This window comes from Shewanella piezotolerans WP3, assembly GCF_000014885.1.
Classification (GTDB): Bacteria; Pseudomonadota; Gammaproteobacteria; order Enterobacterales; family Shewanellaceae; genus Shewanella; species Shewanella piezotolerans.
In genome coordinates, this window is the sequence record NC_011566.1 from 3,497,097 (window position 1) to 3,514,812 (window position 17,716).

Below are 17,716 nucleotides of genomic sequence, written 5' to 3' on the forward strand. Positions count from 1 at the left end.
AGGTAAGGCAATGAATGAAGAGCATAGTTAAACTAGGTTCAAGTTCATTAACGCTGCATCAGAGCCATTAAAACTCTGAGTAGCTCAACTTCTTATACTGATTGATATTATAGTTACAAAAGAGCTTTAAAATCGCATGATTAACCTAGTTCGCGCAGCAGTACCTAAGGATAGCAAGGGATTCAATTCCCACTGATCAAATACTTAAAAGATAAAACAAAGGAATGGATATGAGATATATACTGCTTGTCGCGTTAGCGATGATGACGATATCAACAACGAGTTTCGCTTGGGGTAAGAATGTGTACGGGGAGGTGCTAGTAACAGACATCAGCCCAACCGATAATGCTCTTTGGAAGCGCGAAAATACAGCCCCCCCTCATTATCCGATGGAGCTGGCACGTGAAGGACTTCAAGGCTGCGCTGTGTTATCTTTTGATATTTCAGAATCTGGCAAAGCTAAGAATATCAAGGCGATTCAATCTGTACCGCACAGAAGCCTTGGGAAATACTCTAGAAAAATGCTAAAGAAGTGGAAATGGATACCAGCTGTAACAGCGGGCGAAGCTAAGACAGAAAAAAGAACATTACGACTCGACTTCTGTATAGATGATCAATCATCCGAACAAACACTACAATTGTGCCAACAGCAAACTCAACTTGCCTGTAACAGCAATTAAAGATATTCAATCGACATAAGCACACGAAGTCTCGTACCGCTCCCTTTAAAGCTACACATCTAAAAGGGAGCAAAGCTAATGTCACCTGCGCATGCCTTGATTAAAGTCCATTAAACTCCCACTGAACCCAGCATCTTCATGTAGAACGGGTATACTACTGTTTATATATTCTATTTTTCATCAACATCGAGTACCTAATGGAAGCTGAGCTACTTGAAATTCGAAATTTCATTCGCCAATACCCACCGTTCGATCAGTTGCCAGAAGAGGCATTAATCGAAGTATCGAAAAGTGTTGAGATCTCCTATTACCGAGCAGATAACATGATCATCGAGTTTGGTGATCAGATCCATGACTTGTTTATGATCCGCAGTGGTGTTGTCGAAATATATCGCCGTACTGGCGAGCTCTATAACCGTCTTGACCAAGGTGGCTTATTTGGGCAAATGGGGCTTCTAACACGCAACAAAGTTCGCTTTCCTGCAAAGTCTGTAAAAGACACTTTGTTGTACTGCATACCTGAAAGTGTCTTTGGCGACCTTTGTGAGCAGTACGATGCCTTTGCAGACTTTGTGGAAGTTGAAGGCAGTATTCGACTACAGCAAGCTGTTGAAGATAATAGTGACGATGCTAATTCACTAACCACTTCTAAAGTAAAAACCTTACTCAGTGGCGCACCAGTCATGCTGCCGATCAATACCACTGTTCAAGGTGTGGCCAGCATTATGTCTGAAGAGAATGTATCGGCTGCTATTATTCATGATCCTAACCTTGCTGATGAGGGGGGGAACAGCTTTGTCGGTATCATCACGGTTCGAGATCTTTGCGCTAAAGTCATAGCAGAAGGCTTAGACGTTAATACCCCAGTTGTTGAAGTGATGTCTACAGAACTTATCTCTTTAGATCACAACGCCTATATTTTCGAAGCAATGCTGTTAATGCTTAGATACAACGTTCATCACTTGCCAATTTTAAAAAACAAACAACCCATCGGCTTGATAGAAGTCACCGATATTATTCGTTATGAATCTCAAAACAGTTTGTTGATTGTCAGTAGTATATTTCAGCAAAACAGTATTGATGACCTAATTGTACTATCCAGTCAGCTCAAAGATTGCTTTGTACGTATGGTAAACGAAGATGCCAATTCACACATGGTTGGACGCGCTATGTCAGAGATCGGCAGAAGCTTTAAGCAACGCTTGCTAGAGCTGGCAGAGGAAAAGCTGGGCCCTGCTCCAGTCCCATACTGCTTCTTAGCTTTGGGCTCAATGGCGCGGGATGAACAGCTGATTGTAACCGATCAAGATAATGCAATTATTCTCGATAACGACTACTCAGAATCGCTTCATGGTGAATACTTTAGAGAACTCGCCACCTTTGTGTGTGATGGATTAGCCGCCTGCGGCTATACCTATTGCACTGGCGATATCATGGCAACTAACCCAGAATATCGAAAAACACAATCACAATGGGAGGAGTGTTTCGCCGATTGGATTGAAAACCCAAATCCACAAGCTTTGCTAAATAGCTCAATCTTTTTCGATCTTTATGGCGTCTATGGCAGACCTAAATGGGCGGAACAGTTAAACGCCTTTATTTTAAGAAAAGCGAAAAAGAACAACCGCTTTTTAGCTTGCCTTGCTAGAAATGCTATTAACCGCACCCCACCACTGGGTTTTTTCAAAGATTTTGTGATGGAAAAAGATGGCAGACACAATAACTCAATTAACCTAAAAAGACGCGGCACTGCACCATTGGCGGATCTGATTCGTGTGCATGCGCTTGCTATTGGTTCTCAGTCACAAAACTCTTTTGATCGGTTGGAAGACATTATTGAGGCTGGCATTTTGCCACCATTAAAGGGCAAAGACCTGCAACATGCTATGGAGTTCATCTCCTTAGTGCGTATCCGCCATCAGGCACTCGATATTGAGTCAGAGCAGGAACCTGATAATAATATTGAACCTGAAAACATGTCCGACTTTGAAAGGCGAAACCTAAAGGATGCCTTTTTGGTACTAAGCAGCGCGCAAAACTTTTTAAAATTCCGCTACAGTGCCAACAGCATGCAGGGGAAATGATGCAAAATTTCACCAACCAAGAGGTGTTGAACTGGAAAGCATTTCTGCAAATTAAAGCGCAAGAAAGTAAAGATAGTCGCCTGACCCATTTTTACAATGTCAGCACCTATCATGGTGAAACAGCGCTGAAAGATATTGAGTTTGTCGCCTTAGACTTTGAAACGACGGGTCTTGATGCCAATGAGAACAGCATCATCAGTATTGGTTTAGTGCCCTTTACTTTACGCCGTATTGCCTGTCGCCAAGCTAAACACTGGTTTATTACTCCGGAAGATAAGCTCAAGGAAGACTCTATCATCATCCACGGGATCACCCATTCCGATCTGAAAGGCGCGCCAGATTTGTTGCGTATACTGGAGCAACTCTTAGACGAGCTAGCGGGTAAAATCGTGGTGGTGCATTACCGCAGAATTGAGCGAGACTTTTTTGATGCAGCACTGCGAAGTCTAATCAATGAAGGCATTGTTTTCCCTGTTGTTGATACCATGCAAATTGAAGCTGATATTCAACAGGCCAAACCAAAGCGCTTTTTAGATTGGTTTAAAAAAAGCCGCCCCGAATCAATTCGCCTGGCTAATAGTCGTACACGCTATAACCTGCCGACCTACCCGCCACACGATGCACTCACCGATGCTATTGCTACCGCTGAGTTATTGCAGGCGCAGATCTATCATCATTTCAGTCCTGAGACTCCGATTAAAAAGCTTTGGCTATAAATTATTACTCGAGCAATGATGGGCTGTAAAAAATAAAAAGGCCGTGTGATTCTTCACACGGCCTTTTTCATTAATCTTCGTTCAGATTAACGAAAGCGTTTCTCTGTACGTAATCCCAAGATCAAACTCACACACATTACCAACAAAATAATAGTGAATGGTAAGGCGGTTGAAATGGCGCCGGCTTGCAATGCTTCAATTGCTTCAGTGCCCCCGACCCATACAAGACCTGCTGCAATAGCGCCTTCAATAAAGGCCCAAAATACGCGCTGAGGCACTGGCGCATCGACTTTACCACCCGATGTAATACTATCAATCACTAATGAGCCGGAGTCCGATGAAGTCACAAAAAAGACCAATACCAATATAACAGCAAGCAAAGATAAGATATTGCCCATAGGCAAAGCATCAAACATTTGGAACATTGCTAATGGTACTTCTGTTAAGCCTTTCTCGCCTAAGGTACCTATTTTATTAGTGATCTGGTCGATCGCAACACCACCAAACACAGACATCCACAGCGTGGTAACTACGGTAGGAACAATCAGTACTGCCGTCATAAACTCACGAATTGTGCGTCCACGTGAAATACGCGCGATAAACATGCCAACAAAAGGAGACCATGAGATCCACCAAGCCCAGTAGAATACAGTCCAGCCATGCATCCAAGCTTCATCTTCTCGGCCACTTGGGTTACTCAATGGAATAATATTTTCAATGTAGCCCATGACTGTAGTCGGAATAGTGCCCATAGATACAGCAAATGTCACTAAGGCGACAAAAAGTACTAGAGCTGCAGCCAATAGCATATTGACATTACTAATGATTTTCACGCCACCATCAATACCACGAATAACCGATACAACCGCCAGCAAGGTGACAATAAAGATAATCGCTATTTGCAACATTAAGCCATTATCCATGCCAAACACATGATGGAAACCGCTTGCCGCTTGCTGCGCGCCAAGCCCTAAAGATGTCGCCAGACCAAATAAAGTCGCAAGTACAGCAAGAATGTCGACAACATGTCCAGGCCAACCCCAAGTACGATCACCTAAGATAGGGTAAAATACTGAGCGCATAGACAAGGGTAAACCTTTGTTGTACGCAAAAAATGCTAACGACAAAGACACCACACCGTAAATGGCCCATGGATGCAGCCCCCAGTGATACATGGTGGCACCGAGCGCCAGTTTAGCTGCTTCTGGCGTATTAGGGGTAACATTGAGAGGAGTTTCATACCAACCGGTAAAGTAGGCAGCTGGCTCCGCCACGCCCCAAAACATTAGACCAATCCCCATACCTGCAGCAAATAGCATTGCTACCCATGACATCATGGAGTAATCGGTTTTAGCTTCATCGCCACCTAGGCGAATTTTGCCAAATGGAGAGATAATCATGGCCAAGCAGAACACCACAAAAATATTGGCGGACCACATAAACAAACCATCAAATGCACCAATGATTTTCCATTTTATGCCATCTAATGCAGCTTTAGAGGTTTCAGGGTCGACGAGCAATATCGCAATTAAGAAGAGTCCAATTAAGGAAGCGCTGATCCCGAAAACTGGGTTGTGAACGTCGAAACCCCACTTTTGAATGTTATCTTGTCCGACTGTGTAATCGGTATTATCAATACTATATTTATCTTTTTTGATATTCATTAGTCCTCATTTAGAACGAGTTTCATTCGAAAAATGTAGGGTTATTTTACTTTATTTGACTGTAACTTGCAGCATATTGCTTTATAACATACTCGTCACGCGACACTTTACAGACTATAGCTTAGAAATTGCCCACAAAAAATTTTAGTTTGATTCTATTCGAAATTCTCAATATTTCTCCAATTTGAGGCATGTTAAATTTCTTAGCGAAAACTAACTTAATATTGATTGAGTTATAGTATTGGAGCATCAATAAAGATTTAATTAGAGCCAACCAAAAACCTTTGAACAACAAGACCAGCATAGTTGATTTCAGAATCAAGCATCCCCCCACACGCCTTTATCATATTTGCTGACGCGAGATTATCTGCATGACAGTGAATGTGAATTGATTCCACCTTTAATTGCCTAAGGTACTCAATCGATCTTAGCATCAGCTGACGACCAATGCCCTTGCCTCGTTGTGATGGCCTTATACCTAAGCCGATATGACCACCACAATGTTTAATCGCATCATTGAGCCTGTGCCTAATATTTGTAACTCCAATGATCTCTGAGTTATCCACCAGCCAAAGCGTTGAGCTTTGCACATAGCCATCAGGTAAGTTTTTTCCTTGAGCAAAATCATTGAGCCGAACCAGCAACTTGTCAAAATCTGCATGCTCAAAGTCAAGCGGGAACGGGTAACGTTCCTCGTCAGCTAACTCAACAATGTATTGCCTATAACTCCGCTCATACGCAGCGGTTGGGCTAACAAGCTTCACTTAAACCTCCTCAATATGACAAACTATACAACCCGCTTTTGATGACGACTAGAATCCCCCCTACACAACCCCAAATATCCAAGCAGGGCACCTTCACAACAGTAAGCGACTTAATAGATGATCAGCAATTTACTAAAAGATAAACAAAAGCACAAAATAATGCCAACCCATGGTTCCATTCGAATAACGTTCTAAACGGTATAAATAAAGATAATTTTGCAGTCCGTTTCCGTTTGGATTACTAACCCGTCATCTTCAATGAGTGTGCGACTCTGGACAGCTTTTCCATTTATCACTGCGCGACCTTTAACTAAATATGCCATTACTTTGCCTTTGTGGATTAGAGTTTCACCTGCAAATGGTCGGGCAATGTCGATTTGAGTATCACTCGAAAAAGTTTCGTTCTGTTTACGGTCTCCGCCATATACCCTCAAACGTTCGCCATCTTTTGGCTGATAGACTTTATAGTCTGCTCTTTCCCCAGGAGTTTCAGGCAACACCCATAGCTGGATCATATTGTTTTCTTTATCGTCTGGGTTTATTTCGTTATGACTAAAACCCTCAGCACCTGCACGTTGAACTTGAACTAAGCCCACATTCAATTGTTGGCCGTGCTTTAACGAGCCCGCATGATTTATGCGTCCATCAATCATTACAGAGATAACATCCACCTCATGGTGTGGATGCATCCCAGTTTCTCCCTTAGGAAGAAAGTTAGCATCAGCCATATAAACAAAATTTCCAATACCCTTAGTGGCAGTGCTGTGTTCTCGACCGTAATTAATTTTAGGATCTATCACCAGTTGACGCTCTCGCAGTCCAGCAAATCCACCTTTAGGCATATCACTAAAATTCAATATTTTCATTATGTTCTCTCATGGTTGTTTGTATTGTCATGACTCGATGTCAATGACAATAATTGATTGCCTATTTGAGATATATAAGCTAAAAAGTACTTGTATGTTCTATTTAAGGTAACAATGTGACAGATCTTAACGATATGATGGTGTTTGCCACGGTCGTCAACTCCGGCAGCTTCACTGCAGCCGCTGAAGAGTTTGGCCTACCTAAATCAAACATCAGCCGTAAGGTGACTCGGCTTGAGGATAAATTAGGTATAAAGCTGCTTGAACGCTCAACTCGCAGCCAGCACCTGACTGAAATCGGTCAAGTATACTTCGAGTACTGCCAACGCATCATGGATGAGATCCAAGGTGCTGAAGAATCAGTGGAGGGCTTAATGTCGGCGCCAAGAGGTACATTGAAGATCTGCGCTTCTATTACGGTGGGGCAATGTTTGCTTAGTCCCCACCTTGCACCATTTAAAAAGGCTTACCCTGAGGTTCATCTAGATATCCACTTAACTAATCGACGTGTCGATCTCATCGAGGAGGGCTTTGATGCTGCAATTAGGGTCGGAACACTTGAAGACTCATCATTGATTGCCAAACGTTTATGCAAACGTGAGTTGTTCTTATTTGCGAGTCCAGACTATCTCGCAACTAGCAATATTCCCTTGGCAGAGCCAAGCGATCTCAAGCAGCATGACTGCTTGTTTATGTCAGCAACAAACCCTAAGCCCCAATGGCACTTAAAATCAGGTAAAGAGAGTCAAACCATTATAATTGCACCAACGATACGCTGCGATGATTTTACAGTGCTACGACAGTTAGCCATTGACGGTGCAGGTATAACTAAGCTACCCAGTTATATATGTGAGAAAGCAGTAAAAGATGGGAAATTAGTCAGAGTACTTGACCAATGGATAAGCGAATCCGTTGACATCTATGCCCTTTATCCAAGTCATAAAGGCGCCACCCCAAAGCTACGAGTATTCCTAGACTATTTAAAACATCAAATAACTTTATAAGCGCAAGAAAAGCAGACTCGCAAAAAGCAGCCTGCCCCTATACAGTATTATTTATTAGCAAAGTAGCTGGTCATCACATAACCATATTTTGTCGTATGGCCAGCGAGCACATTGCCGAGTGATTCAGCATTTTCACCACGCCAATCATCCATGATTTCAGCAAGAACCGATGCCCAGGTTGTCACTTTCACGCCCGCCTGTACTAAGCGCTGAATGGTGACTTCTTGAACCGTTTTATTCCAAGTACCTGATGCATCAATCACCGCGTAAACATCGTAACCTTCCGCTACAGCGGAAAGCGCAGGAAATAGCAAACAAACGTCGGTCACTATTCCCGCCATGATAATTTTTTTACGCCCTGTCGCTTTTACGGCATTACGGAATTCAGGACTCTTCCAAGCGTTAATCTCATCCGCCCGATTGATAATCTCGCCCCCCAAAATTTGCTGTATTTCAGGCATCACAGGTCCATTTGGACCATCAGGCATGCTGGCGGTTATCACTGACGGAATGCCCGCCGCTTTGGCGGTATTACTCAGTGCCAAGATATTGTTCTTTATCACTGTTGGATGTTCATCACCTAATCCCACCATTAAACCTGTTTGATGGTCAATCATTGCCAGAACAGCATTATCCGCGGTCAGTGTTTCAGTAAATTTATGATTATTCATAGCTCATATCCTTCAAGTTTTTATGTAAGTGTCTTTGCTGGTGATAAGAATAAGACACAGGCAAAACTAGATATATATGCAAAAAAGCAACTGATTATTCTATTAGTGGTAACAATAAAATGAACATAAAAAGCTGGTGAGAACTCTGTCGGAATGGTGCTTAGGTCCGGGATGCCCGTGAGAGGAGCTGTTTTACAATAAGAGGGATGAAACGAAAGGCACTATATCTCGCTTTGCTCGCTATATTGTGCCTTTGGCATTTTATCTGTGACGGCTATTTTGGCGACCACTTGATCTGGAACTCAATCTCTTCCTCATCATCACTGCGTTCATGTTCAACTGTGTACTCGGCGCGAACAGGCACATAAACTCGCTCACCAGCAATTTGTATTTCAAATTTATCACCGGTCTCTAATGAGTCGGCTAGACGTCTTAATTTGGCTGCAAATTCTGCGTTTGTGTAGCCTTTTTCAATATCTCTTTTAGGTTTAACAGTCATCATTTATCCCTTATCTTTGTTGGCTAATTCAATCTTCAATCCAGTTTCTTCCATAATTCTTGCTCTTTTAATTCACCATTTTCAATCCGCTGAGTTTGCCACTTATCCCCTTTTATCTCATAAGTGAAAGCAAAAGGCTTATCTGGTGCAACACCAAAGGAATTTAGCTGGGGGTATTCAATATAATCGATTTCAGTGAAAGTATAACTGCCGGTTCCTGCAGCCCAAAACTCCTGATTGGGTTTATCAATAGTGCCGATATTCTTCATGGTGGTGAAGCTGAAATGGTTGGTAGAGATAACTTTAATGGCAGTTAATTTTAGCTCGCCGTAATGCACCCACTTTCCTTTTCCATCAAGGTACTTGCCAGACACAAGTTGCCAGCTGCCAACAAAGGGATTTTCTGCTGCCACTAGAGGTACGCAAAAAGACAGAGTTGTTACCGTAATAGCAGTAACTAGAGTGCTTAATATTTTTATCCGCATCACTTCTCCTTTCTAGCTCTGCTCAATAGTGACAATGTATAGAGATATCAAATTAATTTAATATCTTAGCAAAGCTAGTACTCAGCTAAAAGCCAATCAACCGGTTAACTCCTAAGATATTTTTTGCTCTTACATCAAACTGATAACTAAACAACTGGCAGTAAAACACTCACCAGAGCCCCCGTACCGTTTGAGTTGTTTCTTATGTTCAAATCACCACCATTATTCATCAGTAATTGCCGACATAAGACCAAACCGATACCACTGCCCTTCGCTTTAGTTGTGTAGAATGGCACAAACAGGTTGTCCATATTACTAATACCACATCCTTGATCTGAAATTTCAATAATCGCCTTATCATCTACTCGACGCCAGCTAATGCTAATTATCCCTTGCTCTTTGTTACACATAGATTCTTGGGCATTTTTAATCAAATTAACCAATACTTGTTCTAATTGAATTTGGTCAGCATAAACCACTAATAATTCGCTAATCAGCTGAATTTTGACATCCTTAAATAAACTTGCGATCGAGGGAACTAAAATAGCCAGATCAATCTGTTGCTTTTCCGCTGCCGGGATCCTTGATAGCTGTTGATAACTGTTAATAAACACATTGAGTGAATCCGCCCTCTCTTTAATAACCCCTAAGCCGTCTTTCAAGTCGCCGTCATGTTTGCAGTCAGTGTCACGACTCATTTGACGGAGCAAAGTATCGCTAATCGATGTTATAGGTGCTAAAGAGTTGTTGATTTCATGGCTTAATACTCTAAGTAATTTTTGCCACGCTAAGCGTTCCTCTTCTCTCAATAAGTTTTGTATATCCGTGATGAAAATAAGTTGCTGCTTGAGTCCATTTTCAAAATATTCATCTTTATGCAGCAACACTCGCTTTTTTGATTGTTTTTTTTCAAAAGGCTTGAGCTCAAATTCCAACACCTTACCGCTGCTGGGCAAGGTAGATGGAATAATACCGAGCTTTTTCAGAGGCCAGCCCTCCATATCAAAACATGGATAACCAAATAGCCTCTGTGCTGCAGGGTTTACTAAAGTTATATTATGATGCTCATCTGCAGCAATTATGGCTACGTCTATTTGAGAGATGACCTTGTGCAGTAAAATATGTTTCTCTCGACTGACAATGTTTTGCTGTGCCATCATCTCAGCGAGCAGGTTAAGTACACGATTAAACTCACTAAATACACCACTATGAGTCAACTCTCGTACCCGCATCGAGTAGTCCCCACTCGTAAGGGCTTCCAAAATGTTCGTTGAAGTAGCAAGTTGATACACCAAACGACGGCGTAAATATAAAGCAAGGACGAACACGATAACCACCACAAAAAGCAGTAATAATAAATCGAATATATTAGCGTGTTCGCTACGATATAAAATAAGTGTTAACCAGCAACTAGGCACAAGCCCAGCTGTTAATGTTAAAATAAAAACCTTACTTTCTAATGAGGTACGTCGTATTTGGTAAGTCATACTACTTTAAAGTGATACTTTTCGAGGCGTCGGTAATATGAACTACGGCTTAGACCTAAAGAGGTTGATGTTTCTTGGGGCTTATGATCATGCTTGTGAAGCCGTTGACTAATTATATGTTTCTCTATTTCATCTAAAGTCGCACTTTCAAAATCAAACTGACAAGCGGTATTTGACGATACATGATCTGCTAACCCCAGATCTTCAATGCTTATGAGTTCTGCTTGGCGCAAAAATATCGCACGTTCAACCATATGGCTCAGCTCCCGGATATTGCCCGGCCAATGATAACTCATCAATGCTGCCGTCGCTTTCTCATCAAAACCTAAAGATTCTAAATGATATTTTTTACCGAACTTTATCAAGAAGTAATGAGCCAATGGCATAATATCCGCTACTCTTTCTTTTAATGCTGGTACACGTATTTCAACCGTGTTTAAGCGGTACAGTAAATCTTGCCGAAAACGACCTTCTGTTATCAATTCATCCAGTGGGGCATTGGTGGCTGAAATGATGCGTACATTGGCTTGCTGTGTTTTGGAGCTGCCGACTTTTTCGAATGAATGTGATTCTAGTACCCGCAGTAGCTTTCCTTGCTGCGACAATGGAATATTGCCAATTTCATCAAGAAAAAGCGTACCAGATTGAGCAAGCTCAAAACGCCCAATCCGAGTACTTTTTGCGTCGGTAAATGCGCCTTTAACATGACCAAACATCTCAGTTTCAAACAAACTTTCACTAATCGCCCCCATGTTAACCGCAATAAAGGCGCATTGGTTTCTCGATGAATAAGCATGTACATGCTCTGCAAGCATACTTTTTCCAGTGCCATTATCGCCGGTAAGCAAAATATTCATGTCACTGGCAGCGAGCTTTTCTAATTGAGACATAACCAGGCTCATCTCTGCAGACTCCGCAATAATGGCCGAATTAGCAGAGGATACCTCTTGCATTAATAAGTTGTTTTGCTCAATTAATTGACCGCCTTTCTTTTCACTTTCAGCCAGACGGATCTGCGTCAACAGTACTCTTAGTAAACGATCGTTGTCCCAAGGCTTCTGCACAAAATCATCGGCACCTTGCAACATTGCTTGCACGGCAATATCAACACCAGCATAACCAGTCATGACAACAACCGGCAACGAGTTATCAACTGCTTTTACAGCTTTAATCAGCGCCAAACCTTCAAAACCTGAAGTGGTATCTTGTTGATAATTCATGTCAATTAAAGCAAGTGAAAATTCTCTCTGCTTTATGGCATCGAGTAAACCTTGGGGTGAAGTGACAGCTTGAATATCATAACCTTCAGACCGTAACAATAATTTTAAAGCCGCAATAACATGTGTGTCATCATCGGCAATAACAATAGAATGCTTCATTGCACTTAAGTTAGCTCCATCTTATATAAATACCACTTTATCGTATTAAGTTAGGCTCCTCCTTACTAGAGATAAACCTAACCCAATAACAAACCAATGTTATCTACTTTATTGAACTGATTAAAGTTAATTATGATAGAGCGCTTCACTAGCTTCCATTAGCACCGCTTTTCTGGTGGGGAAGAACGTCGCGAGTATAACGATAATAGCAATAAGTAATGGCACCCCAACAAACCCAAATAAGTAACTCTGAGTGTCTAATAGCATCGCGTCTTCCATCAAGTGAGTGATCCATAATGCAACACTAGCCCCTATCGCCAATCCAACTACCAACTGCATTATCGCTTTATCCATAAATAGCTTTAACACCTTACGATCTGTTGCACCTAATGCCTTACGCACGCCAATTTCCTGAGTTTTCTGGATAACACTATTTGCAGCGACTGCATATATCCCGCTAGCAGCCAAAAATACCGCCACTAGCCCACAGAATAGAAAAATTTGACTCACTGCAGAGACTAATAACATAGGCTGGTTTATCAGACGTTTATAGCTTTGTATGTGATAAACACCGACATTGGCGTCAATTTGACGTGCTACATCTAGCAACGACTTTATCGCAAGTGACTCACTTCCAGAGTAATGCATGGCTAACGCCATTTGAGTTCGACCATCACTATCGATTGGACGGTAAAGAGTATATCGTGCACTCGCAGTATCCATTGTAGAACCGTGGTAGCTGTCAGAGACCACCCCTACAATCGTCTGCCAGTCACGATGTCCCGATGACCATACTCTGCGGATCCGGCTACCTACGGCATTTCCATCAGGGAAAAAATCTGCTGCGATGGATTCATTTACGATCACATTGCCCATCGCAGTTTCAAGATCACGTTGGTCAAAATCACGGCCTTCTATAAGTTTCATGCCCACCGCGCGCCATGCATCACGAGATACACTTTCGGTGTTAGCCCTAGGATTCTCATTATAAATTAGTGCTTCTTTACCTTGGATTTCATAGAAGCTAGTTCCAGCACCAGTGCCAGGAAGCTGACTCATAAAAGAGATCGCTTCTACGTTAGGTAATTGCTCTAAGCGTGCTTTCAAATTGTAATAAAAGGCGGTGCGTTTTTGCCGGTCTTCACTTTCAAAGCCTTGTCTTTCTGGGTAACTTTCAAGCGGCAATTCAAGATGAGCAGTCAAACGTTTTTGTGTCTCTACACCATAGTCAGCGCTACTAGCCGAATAACTACTTGATAGCAAGATAGTCGCTATCACAAGTACCACACAGGAAAGCAATATTTCAGTGATGACTAACATTTGAGTCATTTTACCCGCAAATCGACCCAACGCACCGCGAGTGCCGTCTCTCAGCACTGAATTAAAATCACAAGATAGCGCACGCCATGCTGGAATTGCCCCAGTTATTCCAATAACGACCAGTGTCGACAAAACCAATAGTATTAAACCTTCATTGGACAACGACAGGTTCCACCAGAACGGTTTCTCCCCATTAATCGCGTACATATTGAGCAAGAAATCATTAGTTAATAACATAGCGCCCTGCACGATCCCGACTGCTAATACCGCGCCCAAAATACAAATGATCACGCTTTCCATGAGCATCTGTAATAACAGGCGTAGTCTTGGTACACCTAGAGCCACTCTAATAGCAATCTCTTTGAATCGTTCATTGACTCGACCAAGAAGTAGATTCCCTATATTGATACAGGCTAACAGTAGAATAAGAAAAACCACCACTAACATTGATATGAATACATTGTAATATTGAGTAATATCCGTATTAGCTTGTTTAAATGGTAATGCCCGTAGATAACCACCATCACTTCCCAGTCGCCACGACATATCATCAGGCAAGCCGTCGATGATATGCTGATCCAAGGCTGATAGTTCTTGGTTAAATTCGCTTAGATCAATACCTTGTTTCACACGCGCATATGCATAAAGACTCGTTCTTGAACGCTGTGTTGGCGCCACATTAATATGAGGCTGTGGCAACCATACCTGTGCGTTGCTTGGAAATGAAAAGCCTATTGGCATAACTCCTATAACACGAGTAGGCAATGCATCAACTCGGATGATACTACCTACAATGTTTTGATCTCTATTAAAGTACTCCCGCCACACCTTTTCACTTATAACAGTAACGGCTTCCGCCCCTTCAAAATGATCGTCCGGTGCAAATCCACGCCCAATAATCGGCTGTACACCTGCGAACTCAAATATATTCCATTCGGTCAATGCAGCATTATATTTTTGAGTATTAGTACTCAGGTCCATCCCCCCAATCAACGTAGTCCCTTGCTGGTAAATACCAAATGCTTCCAATGACTTAGTTGATTCCCTGAGTAACTGAAAGTCTAAAGGATCGACACCACGACGATACGAATGAGATTCATCAAACCGTGCTTCAATTGAGATAATTGGCTGCTCACCATTAAGACGTAGCGGTTTAAACACTAGGTTTTCTAACAGTGTGTAGGTGTATAAAGTCAGGGCTAATCCTATTGCCACAATTAATACAGAGGTTATTGTAAATATCGGTTTCTTTAGCAGTAGCCTGACGGCATATTTAAAATCGAGTCTAAATGACATAGCGCTTCCTTAACGTTTCGATTTCTATCTAGCTGTTAAATCGCCATTTATATAGCGATTGCAGAAAGCGGCATAGTCTGCTGATCTGAGACAATTTTGCCATCGTAAACTTCAATAATGCGCTGAGCTCTTTCGGCGGAACGTGGGTCATGAGTCACCATACAGATTGTCGCTCCTTCATCATGTAATTGATCCAATATAGCCATAACTGCTTTCGCATTCTTGGAATCTAGATTCCCGGTCGGTTCATCGGCCAGAATAACCGCTGGTTCTCCCGCTATTGCACGAGCAACAGCCACACGTTGCTGCTGCCCACCAGAGAGTTGCGAAGGAAAATGTTTAGCCCGATGAAGCATATCCACCTTTTCTAAAGCTTCTCTGACCTTAGCATCTATCTGAAGCTGATTTAGATCGCCTCGATAACTTAAAGGCAACTGTACATTTTCAGCGACTGTCAGATCACTTATCAAATTAAATGATTGAAAAACAAATCCGATTTCCTTATTCCTAATCAGCGCTCGCTGATCTCGAGTTAAGTCAGAAACATCATGTCCAGCGAGCTGATAACGACCTTTTGATGAAGTATCTAGCAGGCCGATAAGTGATAATAACGTTGATTTACCGCAGCCAGAAGGGCCTGTGATAGCAAGGAACTCGCCCTTCTTTATCGTCAAGTCAATATGGCTTAAGGCAAGTGTTTCGACCTCATCAGTTAAAAACGATTTACAGATCCCTTCTAGTTTTACCATATGTTTCTTATCCATTTTCATCACCTAATTAATTAAAACTTTGCTATGTTCTTTCCAAGACGAAGCGTCTGAAACTATGATGGTTTCGCCCTGCTTGAGACCAGCTTCTATCTGGGCGTAGCGGGCGGATACAAGGCCAAACTTGACCTTTTTCTTCAATGCGAAATTCCCAGTTTCATCCACAAGATAAATGTCTTGCTGCGCATGACTCTTCACGAAAATGGGTCGTTTAACGTATAGAGCATCTGCAATATGAGCAACCTCTATCACACCATCAACGGTTAGATCAGGCCTTGCTTCCGCTGGAAGCTTTCCAGTCAGAGTGACATCTACTTTTACACTGCTGTTTATTACCGCAAGATCGATACGATTCACAATTCCAGTGATTTGGTTACTGCGCGTATCTATAGTCACTTTCTGCCCTAGGACAACATCCTTGATCTGCTTTTCAGGGATCTGTAACTCCGCAATATAACGATCATTTCTCGCCAACTTGGCTAAGGTTGCACCTACGTTTACTTGTTGACCCATTTGAATCGACATCTCCTGCACAACACTATCCATGGTCGCCCTCACATTAAGATTGTCCACTTGTACTTGTGATCTTTGAACTACCCGATGCATTCTCTTTAATCGTGCTTGTAAAGCCACTTTTTGCGCCTCTAAGTTTTGTTGTCGTTTAGCTAACCTTCTCTGCTCCAACTGCCAACGCTTTTTCGACTGCTCTACATCAATTTTGATTTCTGCGAGGGCGATTTTAGAAACAATATTAACTCCCTGCTCTAAGAGTTTGTTATGTGCCTTTAGTGTTAACATAGCTCTTTCCAAATTGAGTTTTTCATTAACCACAGCTGCTTCTAAATCCAATAAAGCGGATTCCATAGCGACGATTTCAGCCTTAGTTTGAGCTGTAAGTGCTTCAAGTTCCGACTTATCCTCTTCTAATTGCTGAACAAGTAACGGATTACTAAGTTCTAGTAATAGATCTCCTTGTTGCACCACAGCTCCAGCTTTCGCATAAATACGCTCTACTCTGCCGGCCGTATCAGTGGCAATCCAACGGATGTCTTCAGGTACTAGCACTCCACTACCCCGAATATTAATTTCCATGTCACCACGTTGAACCCGATCTGCAAGAATACTGCCCTCGTTAACCCTAAAAGACGCATCACTGCGATTTACGATTAAACCGATGACAAGCGATAAGCAGGTTGCAACTAAAATTAACCAGTTTGAGCGACTTTTAAATAACTGCTGTTTTTTTGTTCTTACAATATCCATATCATGCCTATATAACTCATGTTTCTATCAGTCATAGCATTTTTTAGGCCAATATTTTTATCAGCTATTTATCAGTAACTTACATTAGACTAATTACTGAATAGGTCGACACTATTTCGATATCGATACACACTCTAGCGAGCAAAATCCCGAATTCGAGACATTAGCCATCACTGAATCTGTGCTACGCAAAGAACTTAACGAGGTCAAATTAACGGGTTACAATAAGGAGGCTAAACTGTTGATGGTGTAGTCATGCAGAAGTAAATGCCCACACACGTTTGGCGCAGGCGAGGTGATATTAACAACTAAAGTTGCAGGTTTTGTTACCCATGTGAGTTCAGCTTAATCATAAACTTCATCAATTCCTTCAAGCTTTACCCAATCATGGCACCGGTCTTGATAAACCACCACACTAGGCGCTGCAAGCTGAGATTTATGCACAGCATCATCGGCAAAATTGCCTAAGGGAATAGCAACCACGTCTGGCATAACATCCATCGTAAACCACAGGTTCCCGCCACAATGCGGGCAAAACTTAAAAGTGATCGTCGCGCCATCATCACCCACACGTTGATAGTGATGGCTGACACCAGTAAAAGTGACTTGTTTTAATGGGTAACGGGCTTGCACACCAAAAGCACTGCCAGTACGTTTTTGGCAGGCATTACAGTGACACACGGAAACTCGAATGGGTTCACCGCTGACAGATAGGGATAATTGGCCACAATTACAGCTGGCAGTTTGCATAACTCTTCTCCTTGAGTTGCG

The 17,716-nt window shown here is 42.2% G+C and carries 16 protein-coding genes; 4 read left to right on the forward strand and 12 right to left on the reverse strand.

Annotated features, from left to right (window positions below; genetic code table 11):
• Positions 1 to 230: 230 nt before the first annotated feature.
• From SWP_RS14865 to SWP_RS14875, 3 genes are all read left to right on the forward strand, one after another.
• Entirely contained in the window at positions 231 to 680 is a 450-nt protein-coding gene (locus SWP_RS14865) for an energy transducer TonB (protein ID WP_020913369.1), read from the forward strand.
• Positions 681 to 877: 197 nt separating this feature from the next.
• Positions 878 to 2,764: a DUF294 nucleotidyltransferase-like domain-containing protein gene (locus SWP_RS14870; protein WP_020913370.1), complete on the forward strand. Its 1,887-nt coding sequence runs from the start codon at positions 878 to 880 to the stop codon at positions 2,762 to 2,764.
• The gene (locus SWP_RS14875; RefSeq protein WP_020913371.1) at positions 2,764 to 3,480 is read left to right on the forward strand and encodes a 3'-5' exonuclease; all 717 of its coding nucleotides are present in this window, start codon (positions 2,764 to 2,766) and stop codon (positions 3,478 to 3,480) included. The genes SWP_RS14870 and SWP_RS14875 overlap by 1 nt, the downstream gene beginning before the upstream one ends.
• A gap of 86 nt (positions 3,481 to 3,566) precedes the next feature.
• Here SWP_RS14875 and SWP_RS14880 read toward each other — a convergent pair whose 3' ends face one another.
• The 3 genes from SWP_RS14880 to SWP_RS14890 form a co-directional block, all read right to left on the reverse strand.
• Positions 3,567 to 5,144 carry a BCCT family transporter gene (locus SWP_RS14880; protein ID WP_020913372.1) on the reverse strand — a complete coding sequence of 526 codons (1,578 nt, stop codon included), beginning with the start codon at positions 5,142 to 5,144 and terminating at the stop codon, positions 3,567 to 3,569.
• A gap of 260 nt (positions 5,145 to 5,404) precedes the next feature.
• Positions 5,405 to 5,908, reverse strand: coding sequence for a GNAT family N-acetyltransferase (locus SWP_RS14885; protein WP_020913373.1), 504 nt, complete (start codon positions 5,906 to 5,908; stop codon positions 5,405 to 5,407).
• A gap of 191 nt (positions 5,909 to 6,099) precedes the next feature.
• Entirely contained in the window at positions 6,100 to 6,774 is a 675-nt protein-coding gene (locus SWP_RS14890) for a pirin family protein (RefSeq protein ID WP_020913374.1), read from the reverse strand.
• Positions 6,775 to 6,890: 116 nt separating this feature from the next.
• Here SWP_RS14890 and SWP_RS14895 point away from each other — a divergent pair, with 116 nt between their 5' ends.
• Positions 6,891 to 7,778, forward strand: coding sequence for a LysR family transcriptional regulator (locus SWP_RS14895; RefSeq protein ID WP_020913375.1), 888 nt, complete (start codon positions 6,891 to 6,893; stop codon positions 7,776 to 7,778).
• A gap of 47 nt (positions 7,779 to 7,825) precedes the next feature.
• Here the strand turns inward: SWP_RS14895 and SWP_RS14900 are convergent, their stop codons facing one another.
• From SWP_RS14900 to SWP_RS14940, 9 genes are all read right to left on the reverse strand, one after another.
• Positions 7,826 to 8,449, reverse strand: a complete 624-nt coding sequence (locus SWP_RS14900) for an isochorismatase family protein (RefSeq protein WP_020913376.1) — start codon at positions 8,447 to 8,449, stop codon at positions 7,826 to 7,828.
• Between the two features lie 274 nt (positions 8,450 to 8,723).
• A complete protein-coding gene (locus tag SWP_RS14905) occupies positions 8,724 to 8,951 on the reverse strand; it encodes an amphi-Trp domain-containing protein (protein WP_228371067.1) in 228 nt (75 codons plus the stop codon).
• A gap of 32 nt (positions 8,952 to 8,983) precedes the next feature.
• Positions 8,984 to 9,433 (reverse strand): hypothetical protein, encoded by a 450-nt coding sequence (locus SWP_RS14910; RefSeq protein ID WP_020913378.1) that lies wholly within the window; start codon positions 9,431 to 9,433, stop codon positions 8,984 to 8,986.
• Between the two features lie 146 nt (positions 9,434 to 9,579).
• Positions 9,580 to 10,665, reverse strand: coding sequence for a sensor histidine kinase (locus tag SWP_RS14915; protein WP_228371068.1), 1,086 nt, complete (start codon positions 10,663 to 10,665; stop codon positions 9,580 to 9,582).
• 251 nt (positions 10,666 to 10,916) lie between these two features.
• Positions 10,917 to 12,299 (reverse strand): sigma-54-dependent transcriptional regulator, encoded by a 1,383-nt coding sequence (locus SWP_RS14920; RefSeq protein WP_020913380.1) that lies wholly within the window; start codon positions 12,297 to 12,299, stop codon positions 10,917 to 10,919.
• A 126-nt stretch (positions 12,300 to 12,425) separates the two neighbouring features.
• Positions 12,426 to 14,915 carry an ABC transporter permease gene (locus SWP_RS14925; protein ID WP_020913381.1) on the reverse strand — a complete coding sequence of 830 codons (2,490 nt, stop codon included), beginning with the start codon at positions 14,913 to 14,915 and terminating at the stop codon, positions 12,426 to 12,428.
• Between the two features lie 47 nt (positions 14,916 to 14,962).
• Complete coding sequence (locus SWP_RS14930; RefSeq protein ID WP_020913382.1) at positions 14,963 to 15,679, reverse strand: ABC transporter ATP-binding protein; 717 nt, start codon at positions 15,677 to 15,679, stop codon at positions 14,963 to 14,965.
• A 9-nt stretch (positions 15,680 to 15,688) separates the two neighbouring features.
• Positions 15,689 to 16,945: an efflux RND transporter periplasmic adaptor subunit gene (locus SWP_RS14935; RefSeq protein ID WP_020913383.1), complete on the reverse strand. Its 1,257-nt coding sequence runs from the start codon at positions 16,943 to 16,945 to the stop codon at positions 15,689 to 15,691.
• A 345-nt stretch (positions 16,946 to 17,290) separates the two neighbouring features.
• Positions 17,291 to 17,695, reverse strand: coding sequence for a GFA family protein (locus SWP_RS14940; protein WP_020913384.1), 405 nt, complete (start codon positions 17,693 to 17,695; stop codon positions 17,291 to 17,293).
• Positions 17,696 to 17,716: the final 21 nt, after the last annotated feature.